The organism is Aeromonas sp. MR16 (assembly GCF_022549315.1).
In the GTDB taxonomy this organism is placed as follows: domain Bacteria; phylum Pseudomonadota; class Gammaproteobacteria; order Enterobacterales; family Aeromonadaceae; genus Aeromonas; species Aeromonas aquatica.
Map to the genome: position 1 here is coordinate 103,343 of NZ_JAKZFK010000004.1, position 26,028 is coordinate 129,370.

28 protein-coding genes and 1 pseudogene are annotated in these 26,028 nt (G+C 62.9%); 9 read left to right on the forward strand and 20 right to left on the reverse strand.

Annotated features, from left to right (window positions below; translation table 11 throughout):
* Positions 1-39: 39 nt before the first annotated feature.
* Entirely contained in the window at positions 40-3,183 is a 3,144-nt protein-coding gene (locus MM194_RS05395) for a DEAD/DEAH box helicase (RefSeq protein WP_277605046.1), read from the reverse strand.
* 152 nt (positions 3,184-3,335) lie between these two features.
* Between MM194_RS05395 and MM194_RS22015 the strand changes: the two are divergent.
* Positions 3,336-3,803 (forward strand): annotated as a pseudogene (locus tag MM194_RS22015) (hypothetical protein).
* A 114-nt stretch (positions 3,804-3,917) separates the two neighbouring features.
* Positions 3,918-4,286 (forward strand): VOC family protein, encoded by a 369-nt coding sequence (locus MM194_RS05410; RefSeq protein ID WP_042651438.1) that lies wholly within the window; start codon positions 3,918-3,920, stop codon positions 4,284-4,286.
* Positions 4,287-4,407: 121 nt separating this feature from the next.
* Here the strand turns inward: MM194_RS05410 and gdhA are convergent, their stop codons facing one another.
* The gene (gene gdhA, locus MM194_RS05415; RefSeq protein ID WP_241342957.1) at positions 4,408-5,754 is read right to left on the reverse strand and encodes an NADP-specific glutamate dehydrogenase; all 1,347 of its coding nucleotides are present in this window, start codon (positions 5,752-5,754) and stop codon (positions 4,408-4,410) included.
* A 632-nt stretch (positions 5,755-6,386) separates the two neighbouring features.
* Between gdhA and rluF the strand changes: the two genes are divergently transcribed.
* On the forward strand, positions 6,387-7,394 hold the full coding sequence (gene rluF / locus MM194_RS05420; protein ID WP_241342958.1) for a 23S rRNA pseudouridine(2604) synthase RluF: 1,008 nt from the start codon (positions 6,387-6,389) through the stop codon (positions 7,392-7,394).
* Between the two features lie 43 nt (positions 7,395-7,437).
* Here the strand turns inward: rluF and MM194_RS05425 are convergent, their stop codons facing one another.
* Positions 7,438-8,664: a cyanate transporter gene (locus MM194_RS05425; protein WP_241342959.1), complete on the reverse strand. Its 1,227-nt coding sequence runs from the start codon at positions 8,662-8,664 to the stop codon at positions 7,438-7,440.
* Complete coding sequence (locus MM194_RS05430; protein ID WP_241342960.1) at positions 8,657-9,166, reverse strand: nucleoside deaminase; 510 nt, start codon at positions 9,164-9,166, stop codon at positions 8,657-8,659. Before MM194_RS05430 ends, MM194_RS05425 begins: the two co-directional genes overlap by 8 nt.
* Before the next feature lie 124 nt (positions 9,167-9,290).
* On the opposite strand from MM194_RS05430, the gene MM194_RS05435 reads away from it, so the two are divergent.
* The gene (locus MM194_RS05435; protein ID WP_033131939.1) at positions 9,291-10,133 is read left to right on the forward strand and encodes a LysR substrate-binding domain-containing protein; all 843 of its coding nucleotides are present in this window, start codon (positions 9,291-9,293) and stop codon (positions 10,131-10,133) included.
* Here the strand turns inward: MM194_RS05435 and MM194_RS05440 are convergent.
* The 6 genes from MM194_RS05440 to MM194_RS05465 all read right to left on the reverse strand — a co-directional run bounded on the left by MM194_RS05440 (position 10,130) and on the right by MM194_RS05465 (position 13,837).
* The gene (locus MM194_RS05440) at positions 10,130-11,329 is read right to left on the reverse strand and encodes an MFS transporter (protein WP_241342961.1); all 1,200 of its coding nucleotides are present in this window, start codon (positions 11,327-11,329) and stop codon (positions 10,130-10,132) included. The two genes, MM194_RS05435 and MM194_RS05440, sit on opposite strands and share 4 nt — an antisense overlap.
* A 118-nt stretch (positions 11,330-11,447) precedes the next feature.
* Complete coding sequence (locus MM194_RS05445; protein WP_241342962.1) at positions 11,448-11,915, reverse strand: GyrI-like domain-containing protein; 468 nt, start codon at positions 11,913-11,915, stop codon at positions 11,448-11,450.
* Between the two features lie 34 nt (positions 11,916-11,949).
* The gene (gene rsmS / locus MM194_RS05450) at positions 11,950-12,105 is read right to left on the reverse strand and encodes a pleiotropic regulatory protein RsmS (protein WP_241342963.1); all 156 of its coding nucleotides are present in this window, start codon (positions 12,103-12,105) and stop codon (positions 11,950-11,952) included.
* 93 nt (positions 12,106-12,198) lie between these two features.
* Entirely contained in the window at positions 12,199-12,669 is a 471-nt protein-coding gene (locus MM194_RS05455; RefSeq protein ID WP_033131882.1) for an acyl-CoA thioesterase, read from the reverse strand.
* Between the two features lie 20 nt (positions 12,670-12,689).
* Positions 12,690-12,989, reverse strand: coding sequence for a hypothetical protein (locus MM194_RS05460; RefSeq protein ID WP_033131883.1), 300 nt, complete (start codon positions 12,987-12,989; stop codon positions 12,690-12,692).
* The gene (locus MM194_RS05465) at positions 12,986-13,837 is read right to left on the reverse strand and encodes a DMT family transporter (protein ID WP_033131884.1); all 852 of its coding nucleotides are present in this window, start codon (positions 13,835-13,837) and stop codon (positions 12,986-12,988) included. Before MM194_RS05465 ends, MM194_RS05460 begins: the two co-directional genes overlap by 4 nt.
* 60 nt (positions 13,838-13,897) lie before the next feature.
* On the opposite strand from MM194_RS05465, the gene MM194_RS05470 reads away from it, so the two are divergent.
* Together MM194_RS05470 and MM194_RS05475 are read left to right on the forward strand one after the other, a co-directional pair.
* Complete coding sequence (locus tag MM194_RS05470; protein ID WP_033131885.1) at positions 13,898-14,548, forward strand: tellurite resistance TerB family protein; 651 nt, start codon at positions 13,898-13,900, stop codon at positions 14,546-14,548.
* A gap of 172 nt (positions 14,549-14,720) precedes the next feature.
* Positions 14,721-15,179 (forward strand): GNAT family N-acetyltransferase, encoded by a 459-nt coding sequence (locus MM194_RS05475; protein WP_033131886.1) that lies wholly within the window; start codon positions 14,721-14,723, stop codon positions 15,177-15,179.
* An 84-nt stretch (positions 15,180-15,263) separates the two neighbouring features.
* Here the strand turns inward: MM194_RS05475 and MM194_RS05480 are convergent, their stop codons facing one another.
* The 5 genes from MM194_RS05480 to MM194_RS05500 all read right to left on the reverse strand — a co-directional run bounded on the left by MM194_RS05480 (position 15,264) and on the right by MM194_RS05500 (position 19,313).
* A complete protein-coding gene (locus MM194_RS05480) occupies positions 15,264-15,968 on the reverse strand; it encodes a hypothetical protein (protein ID WP_241342964.1) in 705 nt (234 codons plus the stop codon).
* Complete coding sequence (locus MM194_RS05485; RefSeq protein ID WP_241342965.1) at positions 15,953-16,483, reverse strand: RNA polymerase sigma factor; 531 nt, start codon at positions 16,481-16,483, stop codon at positions 15,953-15,955. The genes MM194_RS05480 and MM194_RS05485 overlap by 16 nt, the downstream gene beginning before the upstream one ends.
* Positions 16,484-16,490: 7 nt before the next feature.
* Entirely contained in the window at positions 16,491-16,910 is a 420-nt protein-coding gene (locus MM194_RS05490) for a hypothetical protein (protein WP_241342966.1), read from the reverse strand.
* A 31-nt stretch (positions 16,911-16,941) separates the two neighbouring features.
* Positions 16,942-17,763: a substrate-binding domain-containing protein gene (locus MM194_RS05495; protein WP_241342967.1), complete on the reverse strand. Its 822-nt coding sequence runs from the start codon at positions 17,761-17,763 to the stop codon at positions 16,942-16,944.
* A gap of 134 nt (positions 17,764-17,897) precedes the next feature.
* On the reverse strand, positions 17,898-19,313 hold the full coding sequence (locus tag MM194_RS05500; protein WP_241342968.1) for a PLP-dependent aminotransferase family protein: 1,416 nt from the start codon (positions 19,311-19,313) through the stop codon (positions 17,898-17,900).
* Between the two features lie 120 nt (positions 19,314-19,433).
* Between MM194_RS05500 and MM194_RS05505 the strand changes: the two genes are divergently transcribed.
* Genes MM194_RS05505 through cydX form a run of 3 tightly spaced genes read left to right on the forward strand, consistent with a single transcriptional unit; the run spans position 19,434 to position 22,274 of the window.
* Positions 19,434-21,005 carry a cytochrome ubiquinol oxidase subunit I gene (locus MM194_RS05505; protein ID WP_241342969.1) on the forward strand — a complete coding sequence of 524 codons (1,572 nt, stop codon included), beginning with the start codon at positions 19,434-19,436 and terminating at the stop codon, positions 21,003-21,005.
* The gene (cydB, locus tag MM194_RS05510) at positions 21,005-22,132 is read left to right on the forward strand and encodes a cytochrome d ubiquinol oxidase subunit II (protein ID WP_241342970.1); all 1,128 of its coding nucleotides are present in this window, start codon (positions 21,005-21,007) and stop codon (positions 22,130-22,132) included. Before MM194_RS05505 ends, cydB begins: the two co-directional genes overlap by 1 nt.
* Before the next feature lie 28 nt (positions 22,133-22,160).
* Positions 22,161-22,274: a cytochrome bd-I oxidase subunit CydX gene (cydX, locus tag MM194_RS05515; protein WP_005310033.1), complete on the forward strand. Its 114-nt coding sequence runs from the start codon at positions 22,161-22,163 to the stop codon at positions 22,272-22,274.
* A 62-nt stretch (positions 22,275-22,336) separates the two neighbouring features.
* Here the strand turns inward: cydX and MM194_RS05520 are convergent, their stop codons facing one another.
* From MM194_RS05520 to MM194_RS05540, 5 genes are all read right to left on the reverse strand, one after another.
* Positions 22,337-23,509, reverse strand: a complete 1,173-nt coding sequence (locus MM194_RS05520) for an MFS transporter (protein WP_241342971.1) — start codon at positions 23,507-23,509, stop codon at positions 22,337-22,339.
* 236 nt (positions 23,510-23,745) lie between these two features.
* A complete protein-coding gene (gene dkgB / locus MM194_RS05525) occupies positions 23,746-24,549 on the reverse strand; it encodes a 2,5-didehydrogluconate reductase DkgB (RefSeq protein WP_241342972.1) in 804 nt (267 codons plus the stop codon).
* A 109-nt stretch (positions 24,550-24,658) separates the two neighbouring features.
* The gene (locus MM194_RS05530) at positions 24,659-24,949 is read right to left on the reverse strand and encodes a putative quinol monooxygenase (RefSeq protein WP_241342973.1); all 291 of its coding nucleotides are present in this window, start codon (positions 24,947-24,949) and stop codon (positions 24,659-24,661) included.
* Positions 24,950-25,104: 155 nt separating this feature from the next.
* Positions 25,105-25,470 carry a VOC family protein gene (locus MM194_RS05535; RefSeq protein ID WP_241342974.1) on the reverse strand — a complete coding sequence of 122 codons (366 nt, stop codon included), beginning with the start codon at positions 25,468-25,470 and terminating at the stop codon, positions 25,105-25,107.
* Between the two features lie 42 nt (positions 25,471-25,512).
* Entirely contained in the window at positions 25,513-25,902 is a 390-nt protein-coding gene (locus MM194_RS05540) for a DUF6404 family protein (protein WP_241342975.1), read from the reverse strand.
* Positions 25,903-26,028: the final 126 nt, after the last annotated feature.

Below are 26,028 nucleotides of genomic sequence, written 5' to 3' on the forward strand. Positions count from 1 at the left end.
GAGGTGTTTTAGAGGACTAGGTGTTTTATCTAAAGCGAGTTAACCAATTGCCAGCTTTGCTGCCGCTTTCCACATAAACGGTGGCATAGGGGTCATCAGGCGCCATTTAATGTTCATCGGTTGGCTGCCGCTATGGGATAGATACTCGACCTCACCAAAGTTCACGAAGCCAAGGGTTCGACCAAACTCATCGTTGCTTTGTTCACGGACAAACAAAAACAATCGCTTACCATTTTCTCTGTGCTGGATGTAACTCAGACCCTTGCCCCGCTCAGGGCAAGCGCTGTTTTGGCTCTGCCAATGGAACAGTGACTCGTTAATGGCGTAGTCGTGATAACGGGTGGTGGGGGAGAAGTGTTTCTCCGTTTTATTCAAGGTTACGAAGAGCAACTCGATATTTTGATCTGCAATGACATACACCCCTTCGCGAGCAGTCGGTTGTTGCGCGAAGGTGGTCGCGCCAAAGCCAACCAGCACCTGCTCTCTGGCATATCGGGCATGCAGTTGCAGCGGATTACCGGGAAGGTCTGGCATGGCTCGCTGTTCGTGTTGCACCCGATTGATCAGTATGGGCAGCAGGTCTGCCAGCTCGGCCCTTAACTCTGGTTGATTGAGTTGTTTCAGGCTGTGCGCCAAGGAGCTAAAGCCTGCGTTGGGGCCGCTCTGTTGCCAGAAGTCGTAGTGACACATCAAGGCCATGCGTTCATCGTGCTCGGCCGTTAAGGTAAAGGCGCTTTCCACCAAGGTTTGTAAGAATTTCAAGTAATGGATCGCATCGCATCCCAATAGCCGGGTTTTGATGGCCCGGGTGTAGAGGGTAGATAGCTTCTCATCGCTCATTTCAGAAACGGTATGGTTGCGGGCCTGTTTGACCAAGGTGCTCCAATTGCCGCGCTTGTAGATCTCTTCAAGGCTGATATGAGGGTAAAACTTCAAAAAGTTCGCCAGCGTCAGCGGTAAATCACAGTCCTGTGAGAAACGGCGGATCAGGCCCATGAGTCGCGAGGTATTGAGGGTCGCCTTCTTGATATTGCTCAGAATTAACTCTTGGGTCTGTTTTGAGAGCTCGATGCGGCAGCCCAAGGGGGCGTGAGGGAAGCCCTGTTTGATTTCGTGGCTGATCGCTTTATTGGTTTTACCCACCAGCGCCCGGAATTTCTGGGCAAAGTCATACTCCGCACGAGCATTGCCAACAAAATCCAACACGGTGCAGCACTCTTTATCACTCGCCAGCCGTAGGCCCCGCCCTAATTGCTGCAAGAAGATGGTGAGGCTTTCCGTCGGTCGTAAAAACAGCAAGGTATCGACTTCCGGGATATCGACACCTTCGTTGAAGATGTCTACTACGCAGAGAATGTTGGTAACCCCGGTGCGCAAATCCTGTTGTTTGCTATGCCGCTCGTCTCGGTTATCGCTGGTGAGGATGTCAGCCTTGATGCCCTTCAATAAAAATTCCTTGCACATAAAATCGGCATGTTCACGGCTCACACAAAATGCCAGCGCCTTGATCTTGGTAATATCGGTGACGATCTCATAGAGGCTCTGGACTATTTTCTGCACCCGCTGCTGATTGTGGGTGTAGATATTGGTGAGCTCACTAATGTCATAACGGCCATTTTTCCAAGCGACTTGGCGCAAGTCGGTATCATCGTCGATGCCAAAATATTGGAACGGACAGAGATGGCGACGGTTGATGGCTTCTGGTAAGCGGATTTCAGCTGCGATCACTCCACCAAAGTCTGCGAGAATATCACTGCCATCATGGCGCTCCGGCGTCGCTGTCAGTCCCAAGAGAATTTCTGGGGAAAAGGCTGCGAGCAAACCACGGTAACTGGCTGCGGCAATATGGTGAACCTCATCGATGACGATGTAATCGAAATAATCCGAGCTAAGACGCAAATTAGCTAACTGGTTATTCAAGGATTGCACAGAGGCAAACAGCTGCTGGTAGTGCATGGGGATGGCGCCACCGACCAGCAGTTCACCGAAGTTAGACTGTTTTAGCACACCGCGGTAAGCGGCCTGTGCTTGGCGCAAGATCTCCTCTTTGTGGGCCACAAACAGAAATCTGGCATCGGGTTTATTTTTCAGGAACCGAGCAAAATCAAAGGCGGAGATCAGGGTCTTGCCCGTGCCGGTTGCCGCGACGACCAGGTTGCGAAAGCGCTGATGCTGGGAGCGCTCCATCGATAATTGTTCAAGAATCTCCTGCTGGTGAGGGAAAGGCGTGACCTCGAAGAAATAGGCAACGTTATTCTTGTCACCATTCCCGCTGGCCTCTTGCAACGCGTGCTGTAATTTCGCTCTGCTTTCTAGCTTGCCATCAAACAGCTCAAAATCATCGGATTCCCAATAGGTTTCAAACGTACTGAGGGATTTCTCGATGATATGAGGTATTTCTTGCGAAGTAATTTTAAGGTTCCACTCCAAACCGCTGGTGAGGGCCGAATGGGATAAGTTGGATGAACCTATATAGCCGGTATGAAAGCCTGTATTTCGGCAAAAAAGATAGCTCTTGGCATGCAGGCGTTCACGTTGGGTGTTATAGCTGAGTTTGACTTCGGTGTTGGGCAGGTTGGCTAAAAATTCGACTGCTTTTGCGTCGGTTGCCCCCATATAAGAGGTGGTGATGACCTTTAATCGGCGGCCGCTGCGAGTGAACTCTTCCAGCTCATGGCGAAAAATACGAATGCCTGCCCATTTGATAAATGAGACCAGCCAGCAGATGCTGTCTGCCGATAATATTTCACGCTTAAGTTCTGACTCCATCGACAAGCCCGCATTGCTGCCGCAAAACAGCTCACTCTGAGTCAGGCCTGTCAGAGGGAAAATATCCTCGGCATATTGCTTCAAATTGGCCGCTATTGGGTTATCCAATTCATAGAGGGCGGTGAGTATGTTGCCCTGACAGCTAATCAGATTTTCTTCGATAAAGTCGGGGTCTTGAATGTGATCTTTCAGCCAAAGCAATAGCTGGTTGGCCAGTGCAATTTGCCGTTGCAGCTGATCCTCTCCAGTGACCGAGCCCACCGCATATTCCAAGACACGGCTAAGAAACCGTGATAACCAGACGGCTGCCTCAGCCGGTTCAAGTTGACGTTCCCCTACGTAAAAGCGCTCCCGGTCGAGTCTAGATGTCAGCAGTTGGGTGATGAGTTGTTCATAAATACCGCATTGTTGCATCGCACACTGGCCTTGAACGTTGTATATAAGGGGAATGAGAAGAATATCATTTTTTTCAACTAAATCAGTCAGCTGTTGTTGTCTGTTACTCGTTTGAAAATCGCTCCGATTTCCGTTGCGCAGGTCGGTAGTGACAACCACAGGAGGTGGTGATGGATCCAGTTTCTTGGCTTTTTTCGGCCTATCTCAACCTGGTGCAACAACAGGTGTCGGATATCTATGGCACCGAGCCCAAGGCGTTGGTGGTGGAGTATGAGGGGGAGCAGGTTCCCTTTGCCTTCCAGTTTTGGCAGATCCAGCCAAAAAGCGTTTGCCGCCCCCATGAGTAGGACGCACAGCGATTCAGTCGCTGCACCGTCAAGGCTGCCGCCCTGTTTGGCAGGTTGTGCGACGAATTGTCGCGTCAGGATGACAGTAGCTGGCAGCTCCCTAAGTACCGCACCATGTACTGCTCGGCCGCCATCGGCTATCGCCCCATGATTGCGGAGATCGCCGATGCCAAGCAGAGCCCGGCGAAGCTCGCGGAGCGGGCCTGCAATCAGGCCATTCTGGCGGCCATGGAGAGCGAAGACGAAGCCCTGCTTGCCCAGCGCGACAAGGCCTGTGCCGCCGTGCGATAGGCGTATTTCCCTGATAAAATAAATGGTTAGGAATATTTGATGTGCGCCAAGGCACAGTCTCTGCCAAGGGGGCTGGCTATGATGGGGCAGCGATTACCACCACAGGGAGGAAGCATGATCAGCCATATCGACCATCTGGTATTGACGGTGAGCGACATAGATCGCTCGGTCGCGTTTTACAGCGGTGCCTTCAAGATGGAGGCCATCAGCTTCGGGGCGGGGCGGCGGGCGCTGCGCTTTGGCAACCAGAAGATCAACCTGCAGCTGCTGGGGCAGGAGCCGCGTAATCGGGCCTGTGTCGGCTCTGGGGATCTCTGCCTCATCACCCGCTGGCCCCTGGATCTGGTCATGGCCCAGCTCACCAGTCACGGGGTCGAGATAGTGGAGGGGCCCGTCACCAAGTCCGGGGCCTGCGGGCCCATAGAGTCGGTCTACTGCCTGGATCCGGACCAGAACCTCATCGAGATCAGTTGCTACCTCTGAGCCGAGGTGCGGCGCCCTGAATGACAGGGAGCGGCCAAGGCGTAAACAACACGGCAGCCCTGGGGCTGCCGTGTTGTGTTTGGGTGCTTGAGGCATCGGCCCTAAGCCATTCCCCGCAGTATTAGCAGACTCCCTGCGCCAGCATGGCGTCGGCTACCTTGACGAAGCCGGCGATGTTGGCGCCCGACTCGTAGTTCACGTGGGACTCGCCATCCTGACCGTAACGCACGCAGGTGGCGTGGATGCTGTTCATGATCCCCTTGAGGCGCGCATCCACCTCTTCCCGGTTCCAGGAGAGGCGTTGAGCATTCTGGCTCATCTCGAGGCCGGAGGTGGCGACGCCGCCCGCGTTGGCGGCCTTGCCCGGGGCAAACAGCACGCGGGCGGCATGGAAGGCCTGGATGGCGGCCGCGCTGCTCGGCATGTTGGCCCCCTCGGCCACCAGTTGCACTCCGTTGGCGATGAGGTTGGCTGCATCATCTTCCCCCAGCTCGTTCTGGGTGGCGCAGGGCAGGGCGACCTGAGCCGGCAGGTGCCAGGGGGTGCGGCCGGTGAAGAACTCGAGGCCGAACTCGTGGGCGTAATCCGCCACCCGCTTGCGCTGCTCGTTCTTGAGCTCCATCAGGCGGGCCAGCTTCTCTGGGGTGAAGCCGTCCGGATCATGGACGGTGCCGCCGGAGTCGGAGGCGCTGATCACCTTGGCGCCGAGCGCCATCGCCTTCTCGATAGCGTATTGCGCCACGTTGCCGGAGCCCGAGACCGACACCGTCATGCCTGCCAGGGACTGGCCGCGGTGGGCCAGCATGGCCTCGACGAAGTAGAGCAGGCCATATCCGGTGGCTTCCGGGCGAATGAGGCTGCCACCGAAGGAGAGCCCCTTGCCGGTAAAGACGCACTCTGCGCTGTTGGTGAGCTTCTTCATCATCCCCGCCATGTAGCTCACCTCGCGCCCGCCGACGCCGATGTCACCGGCCGGCACGTCGGTGTTGGCCCCCAGGTGGCGGTAGAGCTCCAGCATCAGCGCCTGACAGAAGCGCATCACCTCGCCCTCGCTCTTGCCCTTGGGATCGAAGTCACTGCCGCCCTTGCCGCCGCCCATGGGCAGGGTGGTGAGGGCGTTCTTGAAGGTCTGCTCGAAGGCGAGGAATTTCAGCACCGAGAGATCCACCGAGGGATGGAAGCGCATGCCGCCCTTGAAGGGGCCGATGGCCGAGCTGTGCTGGATGCGGTAGCCGCGGTTCACCTGCACCTGACCCTTGTCGTCCACCCAGCTGACTCTGAACTGCACCAGCCGCTCCGGCTCCACCAGTCGCTCCAGCAGGCCGTGCTGCAGGTAACGGGGATGGCGGGTCAGATAGGGCCAGATGGAGGCGACCACTTCGCTCACCGCCTGGATGAACTCGGGCTGATGGGCGTTGCGCTTGGCGACCTGGGCCAGAAAATCGGCCTGGGATAGGGAATGACTCATCTGTAACTCCTGTAATGAATGGTAAAAATGGCCTCATGCCAGAGAAGGATTCATGCCCCGTATCCAAATTTATGTTCGGTGTTTTAGGTGAATACGGACAACAATTTGGTTTCCTGTGATGTTTGCCGACAGAGGGCGCAATGGCGCCCGTGGGCGTTCAACCTTGGCAAGATAATTCGTGCTGACGAAAATCTTTTTATGCATTTTCAGTCAATAAATAGCAAGTCTTAGTTCTCCCTTTTCACGTCGGACGGGCTCGCCATCGGCGGTGGCCAGTCCGGCTTGGCAATACTTGGCAATAAAAGGGTGCGAATGAATATGTGTAACTGAGCCGGGGAGATCGGCCCGGGGAGAATGGCGCTGAGCAAGTGGCGCCGTCGATGGGGCAGGCAGAGTTGCGACCTGTGGCCCGCCACCCCGGATGGAGCCTCATTGGCAGGGGGTGGGATTCCGAGGCGGCTGCAAGTATCCGGCGAACGGAGCGGGGCAATATGCTACTGTAACGGCGTTTTTTTGAAGAATGCGCAGGCTTTGACCCTTTTAATGATGGAATGCTATGCAGACTAACCCGATGACGATCCGGCTGACCCAGCCGACAACCCCCCTCAACCCCATGATCTGGCAGGTGACCCATGCTGGCCGATGAATCCATGCGCCTGAACAAGTACATCAGCGAGAGCGGCATCTGCTCGCGCCGTGAGGCCGACCGCTTCATCGAGCAGGGCCACGTCTTCATCAACGGCAAGCGCGCCGGCATCGGCGATCAGGTGTTTGCCGGGGATCTGGTCAAGGTCAACGGTCAGGTGATCGAGGCGCGGGAAGCGGACAGCCTGGTGTTCATCGTGCTGAACAAGCCGGTGGGCATCGTCTCCACCACCGAGGCGGGGGAGAAGGACAACATCGTCGACTTCGTCAACCACAGCACCCGCATCTTCCCCATAGGCCGGCTCGACAAGGACTCCCAGGGACTTATCTTCCTCACCAACCACGGGGATCTGGTGAACAAGATCCTGCGGGCGGGCAACGATCACGAGAAAGAGTATCTGGTGACCGTCGACAAGCCGGTAACCGACGAGTTCATCAAGGGGATGGGGGCCGGGGTGCCCATCCTCGGCGCCGTCACCAAGAAGTGCAAGGTGAAGCGAGAGGCACCCTTCGTGTTCCGCATCACCCTGGTGCAGGGGCTGAACCGCCAGATCCGCCGCATGTGCGAGCACTTCGGTTTCGAGGTCACCAAGCTCGAGCGCATCCGCATCATGAACGTCAGCCTCAAGGGGCTGCCGGTGGGGGAGTGGCGGGATCTGACTGACGACGAGCTGATCGAGCTGTTCAAGCTCATCGAGGATTCCTCCTCCGAGGTGAAGCCGGCCAAGGGGGCGCAGCCTGCCAACAAGCTGGTTGCCAAGGCGGCGCAGGGCAAGAAACCGCGCCGGGACGACGATCACGAGATAGGCGGGCGTCCCAACGTACCGGGTCCGGCCGCATTCGAAAACAAGAGTCCGGCGGGCAAGGGTGGCGCAGGCAAGGGGACAGCGTCTAAAGGCGCCGCTGGCAAGGGAGCCCCGGCCAAGGGCGGCAAACCCGCCGCGGCGGGCAAACCGCGCACCAACCAGGGCGGACGGCAGAAGAAGGGGCGCTAAGGCGCCCTGTCACACGGTTGTCCATGTTCCCAATACACCGGCCCTAGGCCGGTGTATTGCTTTGGGCGCTCAGCGGAGTGCCCGTCTTGCCAACCCCGGGCAGCCGCATCGCACGTGGATAGTGCAGGGGGTTGAGGCGCAGCACCAGCAGGCTCATCAGCGCCAGGCCGCCCAGCTGCCATTGCCAGGCGCTGGCAAAGTCGCCGCTCACATGATGCAGGCGCGCCGCCACCCAGGGGCCGGTCGCCGCCAGCATGAAGCCAAAACCCTGCATCAGGGCGCTGAGGGTGCCGGCGCGGCGTGGATCCGGCAAATGATCGAGCGCTATCACCATGATGAGGGAGAAGCTGCCGCCAAGGCCTGCGCCGCACAGCATGCACCAGAGGATGGGGGCGCTGGTCGGCGCCAGCCAGAGGCCGCCAAAGCCCAGCACCTGCAACAGGATGGCGAGCCCCATCCAGGGGCGTCTGTCCTCCTTGCGCGCCGCCAGCAGCGGCAGGCCGAGACCGCTCAGGGTCTGGGCCAGGGCCAGCCAGGCCACCAGCTCACCCCCTTGCTGGGCACTCCAGCCCAGCGCCATGTAGGCCGGCGCCAGCCAGGCCACGACGATACCATAGCCGCTGTTGATGATGCCAAAGCACAGGATCAGCAGCCAGCTGCGGGGCAGGGCGAGCAGGCGCTGCTCCCCCTCGGGCGTGGGCGGAGCGGGGGTGACGGGCAGGCGCACGCGCCAGCCGAGCCAACCGAGCGCCAGCAGCACCGGCAGGCTCCAGAGCGCCAGCACCCTCGACCAGTCCAGCTGGCTCGCGAGCTGGGGGCTGAGCACGGCGCCAAGGGCCCCGCCGCCCATCATGCAGGCGGAGAAGATCCCCATCACCAGGGGTACCCGGCTGGCGAAGACCTGCTTGATGAGGCCGGGCAGCACCCCCTGGACCAGGGCCGAGCCCAGACCGCAGAGGGCGGCGCTGGCGATGAGCAGGGCGCCGCTGGTCAGATCGAACCGCAGGGCGCTGCCGAGGGCCAGCAGCAGCAGGGCCGCGGCCAGCAGCGGGCGCGGGCCGGCCAGGGTGCGCAGGGTCGGGGTGAACAGCACCCCCACCCCGATCAGTAGCAGCGGCAGCAGGGTCACCCAGGCCAGGTTGTCCATGCCGAGCGCCAGTCGCGCGTCTATCTGCCCCGCCAGGGGGCCGATGGCGGTGAGGAAGGGGCGCAGGTTGATGCCGATCAGCATGACCAGCACCAGCAGGGCGCTGGATCCTTGCTTACTCATGGGGCAGGGCCCCGTAGAGGGCGGCGGCCGGGAGCGGGCTCGGCAGCTTGATGAGGGGCAGCGGCGGCGGGGAGAGCGGCAGTCGCAGCTTGTCATAGCTCGATGTGCTGTCGAAGCCGAAGGGGGCCGCATCCTGGTTGTCGAAGGCGTAGTAGACGGCGCTTATGCCGTTCATCACCAGGGCGCACAGGCACATGGGGCAGGGGTGGCCGCTGGCATAGACCACGGCGCCCTTGAGGGAGCCGTGCTGGCTGGCTTCGCGCAGCGCCTCCAGCTCGGCGTGACGGGTGGGATCCCCCGCCTCCAGCATGCGATTGACGGCGCTCGCCAGCAGCTTGCCCTCCTTCACCAGGAGGGCGGCGAAGGGGCGGCCCCCCTGTTGGCGGTGGGTCAGCGCCAGGTGCAGCGTCTGTTCGAGCCACTCCTGATGAGTGGGAGCACAGAGCGCGGTCAGCGAGTTGACGAGACGGGTGCCGGACTGGGGGAGATGGGCCTGTGGCATGGGAGATCCTGCGAAAGAGGGGGATGGGAGCAGCCTAGCGGGCCGCCATGTCATTTGGAAATTAAATGATAGAATGACTATCAGTGATTTTATAAATGGGAAAACCCCTCAGATGGACAGCCCCCTGCTGGATCCCCAACTCTTGCGCAGCTTTGTCGCCATCCTCGAGACCGGCAGCTTCACCCGGGCCGGTGAGCGGGTGCACCTGACCCAGTCCACCATCAGCCAGCAGATGCGCCGCCTCGAGCAGCAGCTCGGCTGCCCGCTGCTGGACAGAAGCGGCCGCACCGTGGTGGCCACGGTGGCCGGGGAGAAACTGCTGGGGCTGGCGCGCCGCATCCTGGCGCTGCTGGCACAGGCCGGGGAGCGGGTCAGCGAGGCCAGCCTGCCGCTGCGGATCGGGGTGCCGGAGGATTTCGTCGCCGGCGTCATGGCACCGGTGCTCGCCGCCTTCGCCCGCCAGTATCCGATGGTGCGGCTGGAGGTGCAGAGCGGGCTCAGCCACGAGTTGTGGCGCAGTTTCGAGGAAGGGGGGCTGGATCTGGCCCTGGTCAAGCAGGCGCGGGGGCAGGGGGACCCCGTCGCCCGTTGGCGCGAGCCGCTCGCCTGGGTCGACAGCCGCGACTGGCCCGCCTGCGGGCGGGATCCGGTGCCCCTGGTAGTGTTCCCGAGTGAGGGGCTTTATCGGCGCCAGCTGACGGAGGCCCTCGACGCCAAGGGGCTGCGCTGGCACATCGCCTATGTCAGCGCCAGCCTCGTCAGCCTGCAGGGGGCGGTGAGCGCGGGGATCGGGGTCAGCCTGCTGCCGGCGCGGTTGCTGCTGCCGGATCAGGTGGCGCTGACAGACTGGCCCCAGGTGCGCTCGGTGGAGCTGGCACTGCACCTGGGGATGGACAAGGGGGCACCGCTCGAAGGCCTCAGCCAGGCGCTCATTCGCCTGTGCGACGAGGTGATGGGACCGCGCTAGCGCACCTTGAAGCGGACTATCAGTGCGGCCACCAGGGCCAGGGCGAAGATGACGGGGGCCCAGGTGCCGTGATGGCTCAGCAGGGTGGCGCCTGCGGCGGCGATACCCGCCAGCCCCTGTTGCAAGAAGCCGCACAGCGCCATGGCGTAGGCGCCATGTTCCCTGGCATCGCTGACCGCCAGCGCCATGCTGTTGGGGAAGAGCACCGCCTGCCCGAAGATGATGAGGCAGTAGAGCCCCATCATGATCACCAGCACCCCCTCTCCCTGTAGGTCGGACAGCATAGACAGCACCACCATGCCGGCAGCGGCCAGCAAGATGAGGCCGGCCCCTTGCCTCATCAGCCGCTTGCCGCCCACCCTGGCGACCTGCCGATTGACCGCCATGGCCCCCGCGAAGTAGGCGACCCCGATCAGCAGCCCCAGCGCCCCGAAGGTGGTGACCTCCAGCTCAAATCCTTGTTGCAGGACGAAGGGGCTGATCTCTTGCAGGGTGACCGTGATGGCAAAGCCCAGACCCCCGGCGCAGGCGGGCCAGAGAAAGCCGGGGCGTTGCAGCAGGCTGGCGTAGCGCCGCCACATGCCGGTAGTGGGGGCGGCGGCATTGGGGCCCTGCAGCGGCAGGCGGATCATCAGCGCCAGAGCCACCATGCCAACGGCCGCCACCAGGACGAACCCTAACTGCCAGTGGGCATAGCGACTGATGAGCCCACCTATCCATTGGCCGCCACCGAGCGCGGTGATGAAGGCGATGGAGAGGACAGAGAGGCGGCGAGCCAGCTCATCCCCCTGCCAGTGATCCCGTATCAGGATGCGGGCGATGATGGTGGCGCCCCCCGCCGCAATGCCCTGCAGGGTACGCAAGACCAGCAACAGTGGCCCCTGGCTTGTGGTGGCGAGCAGCAGGCTGATCCCGACAAACAGCAGCAGTGACAGGGCCAGGGGAAGCCGGCGGCCAAAGCGATCGGCGGCGGCGCCCCAAAACAGCAGTGGCAGGGCGGCGCCAATCACGAACAGGGAGATGGAGAGCTCCGCATCTTGCCTCGTCATGGCGAGATCGCTCATCACGATTGGCAGGGAGGGGAGGTAAACCGTGGTGGCCATCTGGGCCATGAAGACGATGAGGCAGGCCAGCGTCATGAGCCGGGCCGACAGGCTCCAGGGCCCTGGCCGTTCGATGCAATTGGGGTTATCCATCACGAGGCTCACACAAAGAGGGGCTCCATCCTTGCATGGCCTTCGTTCGGCGTCACCCCATTTATAAGCTGTTGTTATGCATATTTATCCGCGCTTGAGCGGTCGGTGCCTGAGTGGATCAGGCGATCGCCTGTCTGGGCCTTACGGCGAGCCAGACTTCCAGCTCACCGCCGCCGGTTTCGGGGTCAAACGCGGCGCCGTAGCGCTCGAAGTCCGGTTTGTGGGCAGACTCATAATCGGACCGGGCCAGCCAGTCGAGCGCCCCTTGCCAGGTCTGCGGCAGGGTGGAGACGTGGCCCTTGTGCAGGAAGACGGCGTAGGTCTGGGGGTCGATGCGCATCCGGCCAAGGGTCTTGGGCAAGACCTCCAGCGCCGCGACTTCCACCGCGCACATGTATTCGCAACTGGTGGCGTCGGCACCGCAGATGACGCCGTAGGCGTGCTCCCCGAGCTGGCCGGGCAGCGGGCCCAGGGCGCCGAAGTCGCGCCACTGACCGCCGAAGTCCCCTTGCTGGAACTCATGGCGGCGGCGCAGGCCCCCCAGCAGCATGGGGCGACCGGTCTCGAAACGGATGGGATCTGTCATGTAACCTCCTGGTGTGGGCGCAACCGAGCCGCGCTCAGTGATCCTTGCCTTCTTTGAGCTTGCGTTGATAGTCCTGGGTGACGATGGCCAGCGCCGCCAGCGCCAGCTCTGGCGCTATCCGGTTGGTCTCCAGCAGTTCGATAAGATCCACCGCGAGCTTGACCTCGGGGGGGGCAGTTTCCAGTGACATGGGTTGCTCCGATACTCGTCTGTCGATGGCGGCCATTATACAGGGCAGCGTCCGGATCGGGAGCTGGCCTGAAGCGTATCTGGCATACAGCCCTCACAGATGCTGGCGCATCTCCTTGTCTATCTCCTCGCGCAGGGCCATCAGCTTCCTGGCGTACTGCTGCAACTGCCGATCCTCATCCGAAACGGGCTGCCACTGGGGCACCTTGTTCGGTTTGCCGCCCTCGTCCATGGCGACGAAGATGATGATGCAGTGAGTGGTCTTGTGGCGTTCCCGCTCGGTGGGGTGGCGGCTGTAGACGTCCACCGCCAGGTGCATGCTGGTGGTGCCGGTGTGGATCACCCGGGCGTGCACCTCCACCAGCTGGCCTATCTGGATGGGGCGCAGGAAGCGGATGCCCCCCACGTAGACGGTGACGGCGTAGCCGCCGCACCAGCCGGCGGCGCAGGCGTAGCCCGCCTGATCGATCCACTTCATCACCATGCCGCCGTGCACCTTGCCGCCGAAGTTGACGTCGGCGGGCTCGGCCAGAAACTGCAGGGTCAGCTCGCGGGGTGGGGTCATGCTCTCTCCTTGTATCCGGTTCATTGCCGATCACTCTTGCGGTAAGCCTCGGCCTGCTGGCAGGGCGCCAGGGGCGACACATAGGGGCGCTCGTTGCCGGTGCGCTGGCCGACGCTGGCGTATTGCTGCTGGCATCGGGTCGCCTTGCCCCCGGCCCTGACGCAGGCATCGATGAGTTGCTGCCTGTCTTGCCCCGTCTGTTGTTGGCGGGCGTTGATGCAGGCTCTGTCCAGCCCGGCCTGATGGGTTGCCCTGTCCGGGTTGGCGGCAAGCAGGCCGGTCGAGAAGGTAAGTCCGAGCAGCAGTATGGCGATCTTCATGGTTTGTCTCCCGCCGGGGGGCGTCCCGAGATGACCAGGGCTATGCCCCCCAGAATGCCCAGCGATGACAATAACAACCGCAGCGACCAGGACTCATCCAACCAGATGAGCCCGGCCATGGCCGCGAGCAGGGGCACCAGCAGCTGGACGCTGGCGGCCAGGGTGCGTCCCAGCTGGGGCAGCACGCTATACCAGAGCGCATACCCCAGGCCGGAGGCGAGGGCCCCCGAGGCCAGGGCATAACCGATGGCGGCCGGGCTGGCCTCGAGCCGGCCCAGCAGCAGATAGAGCAGGGCCGCAGGCAGGCTGGCGCGCAGGAAGTGGCCGGCATTGGCGGCGACGGGATCGCCAAAGCGCGAGGCCCGCAGGGTATAACAGGCCCAGGCGATGCCGGCGGTGACCATCAGGACCGCCCCCAGGAGATCCGGCGCCTGGATGCCGGGCAGCAACAGCAGCACCAACCCCGCCATGGCGAGCAGCAAGCCGGCCCATTGGCGAGCAGGCAGGCGCTCGCCCCGCAGCAGAGGGGGCGCCAGCATGCTGAGCTGGACGGCCGCAAACAGCAGCAGGGCACCCGTGCCCGTGGTCAGGGTGAGGTAGGCAAAGGAGAAGGCGGCGGCGTAGACGAGGAGGGCCAGGGCGCCCCCCCAGTCTCCCTGGCGGGGCGGCGTGGGGCTGCGGGCTGCACAGAGCAGGAGCAGCACCAGGGCCCCGCTGGTCAGTCGCAGCAGGGTGAACAGCGCCGGATCCATCCGCTCTTCGAACAGGGCCAGGCGGCAGAGCAGGGAGTTGGCCGCGAAGGCGAGCAGGGTAAAGAGGGTCAGCAGGGCCAGTCTTGGGAGCGGCATTCATTCACCTCAGATTCAGTCAGGCCAACCTAGCATGAAAACCACCGTGGAGGAGGACCTATGAAACAAATACTCGACCAACTGCTGGGTGCCGGCAAGGGCTGGCTCAACGACGGCGGCGACAGCCGCAAGGCCCAGATGAAGGGCATGGCGCAGGGCGGTCTGGCCGCCGGGGCCATGGCCTTGCTGCTTGGCAACAAGAAGGTGCGCAAGTATGGCGGCAAGGTCGCGGCGGTAGGCGGTGCGGCGGCCCTGGGCGGCCTCGCCTATAAGCTCTATCAGGACTGGCAGTCCCAGCAGGGGGGCGCGAGCCAGCCTGCCCAGCCCCTCGATACGCTGCAAGGGCAGGCGCTTGACGCCCGCTCGACCCTGCTGGTGCGCGCCATGGTGGCGGCGGCCCGGGCCGACGGCCACATCGACGACGCCGAGCGTCAGAAGATCCAGCAATACCTGACCGAGCAGGGGCAGAGCGATGCGGCGCGCTGGATTGATGCCGAGCTCGCCCGTCCGCTGGATCCCCAGGCGCTGGCCCGGGAGGTCACCGACATGGAGCAGGCCACCGAGGTCTACCTCGCCTCCCTGCTCGCCATCGACGTGGATCACTTCATGGAACGCGGCTACCTCGACGAGCTGGCGCGGGCCCTCAAGCTCGACGACAACCTCAGGGGCAGCATAGAGCGGCAGGTGGCCCAGCTGAACGGGCCGGGCTAAGCCTCGGTCATCGCTTTAACAACAAGGCCCCGTGAAGGGGCCTTGTTGTTGGTGTCGGCAAAACAGAAAAAGCTTCAAATGGGTTTCTTTTTCGCTTTGGCTGCCGTTATGATTGACCCTCGTCCCCCTGTTGAGGGGGACTTCGGAAGTGTGACATTGCAGGGAGCATCCATTGAACATACGCAAGGCTACTGAGCAGGATATCGACGCCATTCTCGAACTGAATCGGCAAATCGGATTGATCCATTTTGAGCAGGCCCCAGAGGTGTTTTGCCCACCCTCGTCCCAGGAGCGTGTATTTCTGCTGGGCGCCATAGGCTGCGAGGAACGGCTGTTCTGCGTGGCGGTGGACAGCGAACGGGTGCTGGGATTTCTGACGGCCAGGATCGAGATCAATGAAGCCGTCCCCTTCCTCTCCAAGCTCCCCATCTGCCGTATCGGCTCCGTGGTGGTTGATGAGGATCATCGCTCCCGCGGCATCGGCAAGGCGTTGATGGCTCACTGCGATGACTGGGCAAAGGCCCATGATGCGAGCCAGATCCGGCTGGAGGTGATGTCATTCAATGAGAGGGCCAAGTCCCTTTACGAATCCCTTGGTTTCACCAGACAGTCCGAAATTTATGCCCGATAGGCGGGCCCTCTCTCGATGAACGAGGCCCCGTGAAGGGGCCTTGTTGTTGGTGCCGGATCTGCGGTGAACCGCGTCTTGCGGTGCCTAGCTCTCCGTCGGCCAGGGGCCGAGCTCGATGCAGTGGCCGCGATAGAGCGGATGCTCGCTGTCCTTCGCCATCACCAGCAACTCGCTGCTCGCCTTGAGCTGCTGCCACTCGGTCGGGCTCATCAGGCGACCCGCCATGACCTCTTTGAGGGGGGCCAGGGGTACCAGCTTGGCGGACGCTTTGTCGCGCATCCAGAGCATGGCGTCGGCGGGCAGGTGCAGCGGGCTCGCCTGATTCTGCTGCAAGCGGATGCTGGACTGACCCGGTTTCTTGCCCTGATAGGCCACCAGCACGAAGGGGGCCTCCTCGCCCGCGGAAGACATCATGGCCAGGTAGCGCACGGGCTGGATGGGGGCGGAGGGCGAGGGGAGCAGGGGTTGCAGCCACAGGCCCAGCAGCAGGGACGCGGCCATGGCGAGCGGCCACCATAGGCGATGGGGCCTGGGCTTGGGGGAGATCCCCTGCTCTATGTTGCGCCAGACGCTGCGGGGCAGGGTCGGGGCGGGCTGGGGTTGATGCAGCAGGGGATCCAGATGTTGTTGCCACTGGGCTATCCACTGCCACCAGTCGGGATCGCGCGCCATCAGGCGGGTCATCCTGGCCTGCACCCGCGGGCTCAGGGTGCCCAGCACGTATTCGCCGGCGAGCCGCTCGCGAAGAGCGGGGCCCCGGTAGCGTTTGGGGGTCATTGGGTCAGGCATAGTTTGAGCTCCTCCAGTCCGCGCCGGATCCAGGACTTGACGGTGCCAAGCGGAGTCTGGGTGTGGGTGACGATCTCCTGATGGCTCAGGCCGTGCCGATAGGCCAGCACTATGGCGTTGCGCTTGTCTGCGGAGAGTTGCCCGAGGCAGCGTTCGAGGGAAAAAGAGGGGGCAAGCCCCCCTTCCGTACTCTGACCGGCTTTCTCCTCGAAGGACTCCTCCAGCGGGATCTCCCCGTGGCGGGCCTTGGCCCGCAGGGCATCGATGGCCAGATTGCGCATGCACTGGCAGAGCCAGGCCCAGGGGTAGTCGACCGGATAGGCGCTCTGGCCGTGCCAGATCTTCAAGAAGCCCTCCTGCAGTACGTCCGCGGCCCACTGCTTGTCCTTGAGCAGGGCGTGGAGCAGGGCGAAAAGGGGTTGGCCCGTCAGCTGATAGAGCGCTTCAAACGCCTGCTTGTCCCTGAGCCGACTGCGGGCGAGCAGGTGGGCGAGCTGCTGATTGTCGATATTCACTCAGACCTCATCGTTGGACGCGGTGCCAGACATTCTTCATGCCATCCCCGCTGCTCTGGCCGGGCTGCTCATCCTTGATCCAGCGATAGAGCGGCTGGCCACGGTAGCTCCACTGATAGCGGCCGTCGTCGCGCAGGACCAGGCCGACACCGACGTTTGCCGCGCTGCCGACCCCGGCCTTGACCTCGCTGTCGCTGGCCAATGCCGGCGGCCATTTCTCGGCGCATTCAGCATAACAGTTTGATTTTCCTTGGGCATCCTTGTCGAAGCGGTAGAGGCTAAAGCCCTTGGCGTCGACCAGATAGGTCTTGCCGTTCTCGGTCATCTGGGCGAGGGGCACCTGCTCGGCCCCGCTCAGGGGCTGGGTTTCCAGGGCCCAGGCCGAGGCGAGGGGCAGGCAGGCGAGGGTGATGAGGAACTTGTTCATGGTGTGTCTCCTGAGATTCATGGGGTCGGGGTTAACGGGTCCAGCCATCCTGGGCGAAGAGGGGCTCGCCCTGGGGGCTGTCGATGAAGTCGAGGAAGCGCTGGGTGCTGGCATCGGCCCCCGCGGCTTTGGCGATGACGAGATCGCGATAGATGCGGCGCTCCGGCTCTATTTCGACGAAGTCGGCCTTGTCCTGGTGGTTCAGGGGCCAGTGCACCCAGGTGATCCAGGCATCGGCCTGCTGGCCGGTGAAGGCCCGGAAGCTGGCGCCGCTGCCCTGCTCGAAGGCAACGATGTTTCGTCTGAGCTTCTGCACATCGGCCAGGGAGCCCTTGCGCCCGGCCACGTCTTCCCAGAGGCCGGTGCCGGAGGTGTTGTAGCTGCCGAGCCCCTCGGTCACCACCACTTTGAGGGGGCGGTTGATCAGATCCTCGATACCGCGGATCCCCGCCGGGTTGCCCTTCTGCACGGCGATGACGCTGCGCCTCAGGTAGTAGGCGTGGGCACTCTGCTTGTCGAGGAAGGGGTAGCGCTCCAGATAGGCGGACATGGACTGCTCGGCGCCGGCGAAGAACAGATCGGCATCCTGCAGCGCCCGATCGCGCCAGCTGGACTCGGGGCCGGCGGTGACCTCGACCGGGATCCCGGTCTCCTGCTGGAAGGCCGCGGCCGCCCGTTTCAGCGCGGTATCGGGCCCGCCCGGGCCGTAGAGGCGGATCACGCCATCGCCGGCCTGATGGGCAACGGCGGTCTGGGGGTCGGCGCCAGCCTGATCAGCACTTGGGGCGGCCTGCAGCGGCAGTTGAACGAGGGCCGCACAGAGCAGGGCCGGCCATAGGGGGTGGGGTTTCATCGTCTCTCCTTGATTGAGGTTCAAGCAAGAGACGACGGGGGGAAGCGATTGGATGCAGCCGCACGGAAAAAAAGATGCGTTGTGGGGCGGGGGGATCGGCGTTGAAGGGGAGCCCGCTACTCTGACGGACGTTGCTAACCGGCGTCCAGTTGCCGGTGAATGAGATTGGCCAGCTGCTCCAGAGCCGCCTCTAGCGCCGGGCTCCAGGGATGGGAGCTGTTGATGCGCAGGCAGTGGTTGTGCTGGCCCTGGCTGGAGAACAGCGCCCCCGGCGCCAGCGAGAAACCGCAGGCCAGCGCCTGGGCGTGCAGGGCCCGGCCGTCGAGGCGGGGGTCAAACTCCAGCCAGAGGAAGTAGCCGCCATCCGGGGCGCTGATGCGCACCTCATCCGGGAAGAGGCGCAGCAAGGCGGCCCGCATCTGCTGCTGACGCTGGGCCAGGGTGTGGCGCAGGCGCCGAAAGTGGGCGTCCACCCCGCCCTGGCGCAGCATGTCGGCGAGCGCCAGCTGGCTCGGCACATTGGTCGACAGGGTCGACATCAGCTGCAGCCGCTGGATGCGCTCGGCGTGGGGGCCCGCCACCACCCAGCCGACCCGAAAACCCGGTGCCAGGCACTTGGTCCAGGAGCTGCACAGCAGGCTGTCTCCCCGCGCGTCCCAGCTCTTGATGGGGCGGGGCCGCTCCCGGCCAAAATAGAGCTCGGCGTAGACGTCGTCCTCCACCAGCGGCACCCGGTGTTCGTTGAGCAGGGCCATCAGCGCCTGCTTGTGCCCGTCCGGCATCGTATGGCCGAGCGGGTGCTGGACATTGCCCATCAGCCAGCACGCCTTGATGGGGCGCAGGATCAGCGCCTCCACCAGCAGGGCGAGATCGATGCCGACCCCGGGGATCACCGGGATCTCCACCACGTTGAGCTTCAAGCGCTCTATGGCCTGCAGGGCGCCGTAGAAGGTGGGGGATTCCACCACCACCCAGTCCCCCGGCTCGGTCAGGGCCTGCAGCCCGAGGGAGAGCGCCTCCATGGCGCCGGTGGTGATGATGATCTGCTGGGGGTCGACCGCCAGCCCGTCGCCGGCATAGCGCTGGGCGATGGCGCGGCGCAGCGCCTCGTTACCGGGGGGAAGGTCTGCCACCGTGCTGAAGGGGTCGAGCCGGCGCATGCAGCTGGCCAGGGCCCGGCCGAGCTGGGGGTGGGGGAAGAGGGCGGGATCCGCCACCGCCATGCCGAGGGGCACCAGCTCGCGGGACTTGCTCGCCTGCAGCACCTCGAACACCAGATCGTTGATGTCCACCGAGCCGCTGTAGTGGGCCTGTTGCGGCGCGCTGGCTCGCAGCGGGGAGGGGGCGGCCTTGACGTAGTAGCCGGACTGGGGCCGTGCCAGTATGAGGCCACGGCTTTCGAGCAGCTGATAGGCCTGCAGCACCGTCATGGGGCTGAGGGAGTGGGTCTTGCAGCTCTGGCGGATGGAGGGAATGCGCTCCCCCGGTTGCCAGACGCCGCGCTCTATCTGTTGTTGCAGCAGGGCTGCCAGCTGGCCGTAGCGGGACATGGTGGGCTCAAACTGTTCTAGGTGTATTTCAATATAACTGCATCTGTTATAGGTGTCATGACTCATGGTGTACTTGGCAGGCGAAAACCTGTCTGTTAAATGCAACATAGAGAGTCCTGCATGATTAGCCTGGATGATGTGGTAAGCCTGTCCCGATTGCAGTTCGGGGCCACGGCCATGTTTCACTTCCTGTTTGTGCCCCTCACCCTGGGGCTGTCCTGGATCCTGGTGATCGCCGAATCCGCCTACGTGATGACCGGCAAGGTGATCTACAAGGACATCACCCGCTTCTGGGGCAAGTTGTTCGGTATCAACTTCGTGATGGGGGTGACCACGGGGATCACCCTGGAGTTTCAATTCGGCACCAACTGGGCCTACTACTCCCACTATGTCGGCGACATCTTCGGCGCCCCCCTGGCGGTGGAAGGACTGATGGCCTTCTTCCTCGAGTCCACCCTGGTGGGCCTGTTCTTCTTCGGCTGGGACAGGCTCTCCCGCGGTCAGCACCTGATGGTGACCATGCTGGTGGCACTCGGCTCCAACCTCTCGGCCCTCTGGATCCTGATCGCCAACGGCTGGATGCAGAACCCGGTCGGCGCCGAGTTCAATCCCATGACGATGCGCATGGAGCTGACCGACGTCACCGCCGTGCTGTTCAACCCGGTGGCCCAGGTCAAGTTCGTGCACACGGTGGCGGCGGGTTACGTGGCCGCCTCCCTGTTCGTGATGGGGGTGAGCAGCTGGTATCTGCTGCGCCGCATGGAGGTGCGCTTCGCCCTGCGCTCCTTCGCCATCGCCTCCGGCTTCGGTCTGGCCGCCATCCTCTCGGTCATAGTGCTCGGGGACGAGTCCGGTTATCGCACCGGTGAGGTGCAGAAGGTCAAGCTCGCCGCCATCGAGGCTGAGTGGGAGACAGAGCCCGCCCCGGCGGCCTTCACCCTGTTCGGCTGGCCCGATCAAAGCGCCGAGACCACCCACGCGGCCGTCAAGATCCCCTATCTGATGGGCATCATCGCTACCCGCTCCCTGGATGAGGCGGTGACCGGCATCAAGGATCTCAAGGCCGATCACGAGGTGCGCATTCGTAGCGGCATGCTGGCCTATGGTGCCCTGGAGGTGCTGCGTCAAGACGGTGGCAACGGCGCCGCCCGCGCCACCTTCGAGCAGCACCGCCAGGATCTCGGCTACGGCCTGCTGTTGACTCCCCATGCTAAGGACATCGCCCGGGCCGACGAGGCGGCCATCGCCCTGGCGGTAGAGGATTCAGTGCCCCAGGTGGCGCCGCTGTTCTGGAGTTTCAGGCTGATGGTGGGCATAGGGGTTGTGCTGCTGGTGCTCTTTGCCGCGGCCTTCCTGCAACTGTGCCGGGGCCGGTTGGTGCAATCGCCGCGCCTGCTGAAAGTGCTGTTCTGGAGCATTCCGCTGCCCTGGATAGCCATCGAGGCGGGCTGGTTCGTGGCCGAATTTGGCCGCCAGCCCTGGACCATCAGCGAGGTGCTGCCGGTGTCGGCCTCGGTCTCCTTGCTGCAGCCGGGCCAGATCTGGTTCAGCCTCATCTCCATCAGCCTCATCTACACCAGCCTGCTGGTAGTGGAGCTGTTCTTGTTGCGTCATGTGATCCGCAAAGGGCCGGCCAGCCTGCAGACGGGTCGTTATCAAGGTGAAGTCTTGGCAAGCGGGAGTGCAGTTTGATGGATTACGAAACCCTGAAAGTGATCTGGTGGGGCCTGGTGCTGTTCATGCTCATCGGCTTCGTGGTGATGGACGGCTTCGATCTGGGGGTGGGCCTGCTGTTGCCCATTATCGGCAAGACAGATGAGGAGCGACGGGTGCTGCTCAACAGCGTGGGTCCGGTGTGGGAGGGCAACCAGGTGTGGCTCATCGCCGGCGCCGGCGCCCTGTTCGCCGCCTGGCCGCTGGTCTATGCCGCCGCCTTCTCGGCGCTCTACGTGCCCTTCATGTTCCTGTTGTTCGGCCTCTTCCTGCGCCCGGTCGGCTTTGACTATCGCAGCAAGCTGGAATCGGCCCAGTGGCGCCGTTGGTGGGACCGGGCCCTGGTGACGGGGGCCCTGCTGCCGACCCTGGTGTTCGGCGCGACGCTCGGCTTCCTGCTGCAAGGCTTGCCGTTTCGCTTCGACTCGCATTTGCGTATCCACTACGGCGCCTTCGAGTTCAACTGGCCGCTGCTGTTGACCTGCATGGGCACGGCGCTGGCCCTGCTGATGCTGCACGGCGCCAGCTTCCTGCAGTGCAAGACCCAGGGGGTGATCGCCGAGCGCTGCGCCCGCCAGAGCCTCTGGCTCGGCCCCCTGGCGAGCGGCCTGTTTGCCCTCGGCGGCGTCTGGCTCAGCCAGATGGAAGGCTACCGCGTGCAGGAGATCGGCGATCTCAATGGCGCCCTCACCCCGCTGATGAAGCAGGTGGCGCTGGCACCGGATGGCTGGTTCAGCAACTTCGCGGCGCAGCCTTGGCTCTGGTGCGTGCCGGCCCTGGGCCTGCTGCTGCCCATGGTGAGCAGCCTCGCCAGTGCCCGCGGCCTGCCGCGCCTGGCGATCATGGCCAGCGGCGGCGCCTGCGCCACCATGATGCTGACCATCGCCATCGCCCTGTTCCCCTTCGTGCTGCCCTCGTCCCTGGATCCGTCGAGCAGCCTGACCCTGTGGGATGGCACCTCCAGCGAGGGCACCCTGCTCATCATGCTGGGGATAGTGGGGGTGCTGATGCCCATCAACATCGGTTACACCCTCTGGGTCTACCGGGTGGTGCGCGGCAAGGTCAGCACGGATCAGGTTCGCCAGCACGGCCATAGCCTCTATTAACCGTCTTCTACTCAAGGGAGTTTCGACTATGTGGTATTTCACCTGGATTCTGGGGCTGGGTTTTGCCCTGCTCTGCGGCCTGGTCAACCTGCTCTGGCTGGAGGCCCGCTGGGCCGCGGACGAGGATCTCAAGGAGTCTTGAGTCTCTTAGCTTTGGAAATGAAAAAGGCCGACACCCAGTGTCGGCCTTTTCGTTTGAGGGGGTTAGACCGCCAGCGCCAATTTGGCCTCGCGCTTCTCGCTGATGTGGGTCAGGCCGTAGGCCAGCAGCACGATCAGCGCGCCTATCCAGGGAGTGTGCATCAGCCCGAGGTGCTCCACCACGAAGCCACCAACGACTGAACCCAAGGCGATGCCGACGTTGAAGGCGGCGATGTTGAGGCCGGAGGCCACGTCAACGGCGTTGGGGGTATGGATCTCCGCCTGTTTCACCACCAGCACCTGCAGCCCAGGCACGTTGCCAAAGGCGAAGGCACCCCACACCAGCACGGTCAGCACCGCCAGCACCGGATGGGGTGCGGTGAAGGTGAGCATCAGCAAGATGAGCGCCAGCCCGGCAAACATCAGCTTGAGGGCGGGCAGGGGGCCCATCTTGTCCGCCAGCTTGCCACCCCAAATGTTGCCGAACGCCACCGATACCCCGTACACCAGCAGGATCAGGCTCACCGCGTTGGCGCCGAAGCCGCTCACCTGTTGCAAGATGGGGGCGAGGAAGGTAAACGCCGTGAAGGCGCCGCCGTAGCCGAGCGCTGTCTTGGCATAGACCAGCAGCAGCGGCTTCTTGGTCAGCACCGAGAGCTGCTCACGGATGCTGGAGGCGGCCCCCTTTGGCAGGTTGCTCGGGATCAGCAGCAGGCTGCCCACCATGGCGATGAGGCCGAGCAGGCTGACCACCAGAAAGGTCTCGCGCCAGCCAAACTGTTGGCCAATCCAGGTGCCGAGCGGCACGCCGGTCACCAGCGCCACGGTCAGACCGCTGAACATGATGGCGATGGCGCTGGCCGCCTTCTCCTTGGCCACCAGACCGGTGGCGATGGTCGAACCCACCGAGAAGAAGACCCCGTGGGCCAGACCGGTCAGCACCCGGGCGACGATCAGGCTCTCGTAGCCGGGGGCCTGCCAGGCCAGCAGGTTGCCGGCGGTGAACAGCGCCATCAAGCCCACCAGCAGCCACTTGCGAGGCAACTTGCCGGTGAGCGCGGTCAACAGCGGTGCACCGATGGCGACGCCGAGGGCATAGAGGCTGACCAAGAGGCCCGCGGAGGGCAGGGAGACCTGCAGTTGCTCGGCGATGGTGGGAATCAGCCCCACGATCACAAATTCGGTGGTGCCGATCGCAAAGGCACTCAGGGTGAGGGCAAATAACGCCAGTGGCATACAAACTCCTTGGATAGGACTCCCGACGGGAGAATGGCGCCAGTATGCCGATGAGATTTGTTGGCAAAAATGACGATGACATCAAATTACTTTTGCTTAATCAGCAGCAATAACCGAGGGGAGGCGGGTGTTATTGGGCGGGGCATGGCGTTGGTAGCGCACCAAACCAAAAAAAGCGGGAGGCACAGTGCCTCCCGCTTTCACATATTTATGATGCAGTTAAATATTCTTATGGATTAATCCCAGGCAGGCGAAAAGTCCGGGTTGGCACAGCGCTCGCCCCGCTCCAGAGTGGCAATTTGAGCCATCTCCTCGGCACTGAGTGTGATCTCGAGGGCACCCAGGTTGGCGGCCAGATTGGCGCGCTTGGTGGAGCTCGGGATCACCGTCATGTCCTGCGCCAGCAGCCAGGCCAGCGACACCTGGGCCGCCGAGACGCCATGGCGCGCGGCAATTTGTTGCATCAGGGGCTCGGCGAGCACCTTGCCGTAGGCCAGCGGCATATAGGCGGTGATGGCGATGCCCTGTTCGCGGCAGAACTCCACCACCTTGCGGTTTTGCAGCAAGGGGTGAATTTCCACCTGCTGGTGGGCGATGGCACCCGGTCCCAGGATGTCGATGGCTTCTTTAAGCTGAGCGACCGTGAAGTTGGAGACCCCGATCTCCCGGGTCAGGCCCTGGGCCTTGGCTTCGGCCAGTTGCTCCAGATAGACCGCCATCGGCACCTCATCCTGGGGGGAGGGCCAGTGAATGAGGGCCAAGTCCAGGTAGTCGGTACGCAGCTTCTCGAGGCTCACCTTCAGGCTCGGTATCACCTTGCCCGGACCGAACTCGCTGGTCCACACCTTGGTAGTGAGATAGATATCCTGGCGGGGAACACCGCTCTCGCTCATCAGCAGGCCGACTTCGGCCTCGTTGTCATAGATCTGGGCGGTGTCGATATGGCGATAGCCGAGCTCCAGACCCATGGTCAGCGAATCGCGCAGGGGTTGGTCTTTCAGGCGGAAGGTCCCCAGACCCATCTTTGGCATTTTCATCATCAAACTCCTCATGTTCTGCATTTTTACGTTCTTGTTTATCGGGTTTACCCATCAGTCAGTTCGCCGTCGGCGGCCGAACTGCTGGTGGGCAGCAAAGTGGTGCAGGCGGTCAGGCCAAGTGATAACGGCGAACCTGGCTGCTGGCAAACCAGCCCTGGGTGTCGGCCACGAAGGCAATGAAGTGGGGCTCTTGCTGGTGGGCGTCGAGGGCCCTCTCGCTCACCCACTCCTCGTGCAGCATCCAGGATTGGGGGTTATCCAGGCTCTGGTGCAACTGATAGCGCAGGCAGCCGGCCTCTTGCTGGCTGGCCGCGATCAGCGGTGTCAGGGCGGCCCTGAGTTGGGCGGCGAATTCGGGCTTGGCGTCGAGCTGGGCAATCACTATGACGGGAACGGACATCTGACTCTCCTCGAGACAACGAGAGCCAGTATGCCTGCGGCGGCGTGCGGATAAGAGGGGCGCTGTCGCAAAACACTATTGAGGTGAGCGCAGCAATCAGAGCCGTGATGAAGGGGGCGCCCCGCAAGGAGTAACCAGGAGCGCGCCACGCCAGATCAGGTGCCGGCCGCCTCTGACCAGACCGCAAACTCATTGCCGCTGGGCTCGACGAAGTGGAAACGGCGGCCACCGGGGAAGTCGAACAGCGGGCGAATGATGGTGCCCCCATGCTGGAACACCTTGGCCAGGGTCGCGGCAATGTCGGCGCTGTAGAACACCAGCAGGGCGCCGCCCTGGGCGCTCTGACCGCAGAGATCCGCCCGGTAGAAGCCGCCATCGAGCCCTTCCCCCGCAAAGGCGCAGTAGTCGGGGCCGTAATCCACAAACTGCCAGCCGAAGGCGGCGGTAAAGAAGGTCTTGGTGGCCGCGATATTCCGGGCGGCAAACTCCACATAGTTCAGTTTTTCATGGGCCTTGGTCATATGGCTTCCTGGCTTGTCGATTGATGTTCCATTACTGACACCTTACTGCTTGGGTTGCCAGCGCTTCTGGGTCCGCGGCGTGGAGTGGGGCAGTGCCTCCCATGGGGTCAACTTGAGCTGTCGGCGGCGAATCTGGAAGGCGATGCCCATCAGCAGGCCGACACCGATGGCAAAGAAACTGGTTTGGCGCAGGGCATACCCCAGGCTCACCTCATGCTCCCAGCCGAAGAACCACATCAGCAGACCCCAGATGATGCCCACCGGTAGCCCCATGGCGATCAGGTTGACCATAAAGCGCTCATAGTGGGGCGGTTTCAGTTGCCAGCCGAATTTGCGCAGCAACTGGCACAGGGGCGGGTTGTAGTTGATCTCCTTCACGCCCTTGCTGGCCAGCTCTTGATGGGCGGCGTACAGGCGATGTTCAAATGACATTGTGCTTCCTTCGTGTGACAGCAGGGCTGGTGATAAGACGCCTGCTCAACATCCTTATGTGGGCGCCGATTGTAGCCTGATTCTCGGTTGGGGTGTTTGCACAGGATCACATCGTCGGTGCGAGGG

Bases quoted from the DNA above. Each gene is read 5' to 3' on its own strand.
- MM194_RS05445 (WP_241342962.1), bottom strand. From the start codon at position 11,915: ATGACAGATCCCATCCGTTTCGAGACCGGTCGCCCCATGCTGCTGGGG.
- dkgB (WP_241342972.1), bottom strand. From the start codon at position 24,549: ATGATGAAAATGCCAAAGATGGGTCTGGGGACCTTCCGCCTGAAAGAC.
- MM194_RS05460 (WP_033131883.1), bottom strand. From the start codon at position 12,989: ATGAAGATCGCCATACTGCTGCTCGGACTTACCTTCTCGACCGGCCTG.
- MM194_RS05440 (WP_241342961.1), bottom strand. From the start codon at position 11,329: ATGGATAACCCCAATTGCATCGAACGGCCAGGGCCCTGGAGCCTGTCG.
- cydB (WP_241342970.1), top strand. From the start codon at position 21,005: ATGGATTACGAAACCCTGAAAGTGATCTGGTGGGGCCTGGTGCTGTTC.
- MM194_RS05495 (WP_241342967.1), bottom strand. From the start codon at position 17,763: ATGAAACCCCACCCCCTATGGCCGGCCCTGCTCTGTGCGGCCCTCGTT.
- MM194_RS05430 (WP_241342960.1), bottom strand. From the start codon at position 9,166: ATGCCACAGGCCCATCTCCCCCAGTCCGGCACCCGTCTCGTCAACTCG.
- MM194_RS05505 (WP_241342969.1), top strand. From the start codon at position 19,434: ATGATTAGCCTGGATGATGTGGTAAGCCTGTCCCGATTGCAGTTCGGG.
- MM194_RS05540 (WP_241342975.1), bottom strand. From the start codon at position 25,902: ATGTCATTTGAACATCGCCTGTACGCCGCCCATCAAGAGCTGGCCAGC.
- MM194_RS05395 (WP_277605046.1), bottom strand. From the start codon at position 3,183: ATGCAACAATGCGGTATTTATGAACAACTCATCACCCAACTGCTGACA.
- cydX (WP_005310033.1), top strand. From the start codon at position 22,161: ATGTGGTATTTCACCTGGATTCTGGGGCTGGGTTTTGCCCTGCTCTGC.
- rsmS (WP_241342963.1), bottom strand. From the start codon at position 12,105: ATGTCACTGGAAACTGCCCCCCCCGAGGTCAAGCTCGCGGTGGATCTT.
- MM194_RS05425 (WP_241342959.1), bottom strand. From the start codon at position 8,664: ATGAGTAAGCAAGGATCCAGCGCCCTGCTGGTGCTGGTCATGCTGATC.
- rluF (WP_241342958.1), top strand. From the start codon at position 6,387: ATGCTGGCCGATGAATCCATGCGCCTGAACAAGTACATCAGCGAGAGC.
- MM194_RS05530 (WP_241342973.1), bottom strand. From the start codon at position 24,949: ATGTCCGTTCCCGTCATAGTGATTGCCCAGCTCGACGCCAAGCCCGAA.
- MM194_RS05500 (WP_241342968.1), bottom strand. From the start codon at position 19,313: ATGTCCCGCTACGGCCAGCTGGCAGCCCTGCTGCAACAACAGATAGAG.
- MM194_RS05480 (WP_241342964.1), bottom strand. From the start codon at position 15,968: ATGCCTGACCCAATGACCCCCAAACGCTACCGGGGCCCCGCTCTTCGC.
- MM194_RS05470 (WP_033131885.1), top strand. From the start codon at position 13,898: ATGAAACAAATACTCGACCAACTGCTGGGTGCCGGCAAGGGCTGGCTC.
- MM194_RS05520 (WP_241342971.1), bottom strand. From the start codon at position 23,509: ATGCCACTGGCGTTATTTGCCCTCACCCTGAGTGCCTTTGCGATCGGC.
- MM194_RS05465 (WP_033131884.1), bottom strand. From the start codon at position 13,837: ATGCCGCTCCCAAGACTGGCCCTGCTGACCCTCTTTACCCTGCTCGCC.
- MM194_RS05535 (WP_241342974.1), bottom strand. From the start codon at position 25,470: ATGACCAAGGCCCATGAAAAACTGAACTATGTGGAGTTTGCCGCCCGG.
- MM194_RS05410 (WP_042651438.1), top strand. From the start codon at position 3,918: ATGATCAGCCATATCGACCATCTGGTATTGACGGTGAGCGACATAGAT.
- MM194_RS05490 (WP_241342966.1), bottom strand. From the start codon at position 16,910: ATGAACAAGTTCCTCATCACCCTCGCCTGCCTGCCCCTCGCCTCGGCC.
- MM194_RS05455 (WP_033131882.1), bottom strand. From the start codon at position 12,669: ATGACCCCACCCCGCGAGCTGACCCTGCAGTTTCTGGCCGAGCCCGCC.
- gdhA (WP_241342957.1), bottom strand. From the start codon at position 5,754: ATGAGTCATTCCCTATCCCAGGCCGATTTTCTGGCCCAGGTCGCCAAG.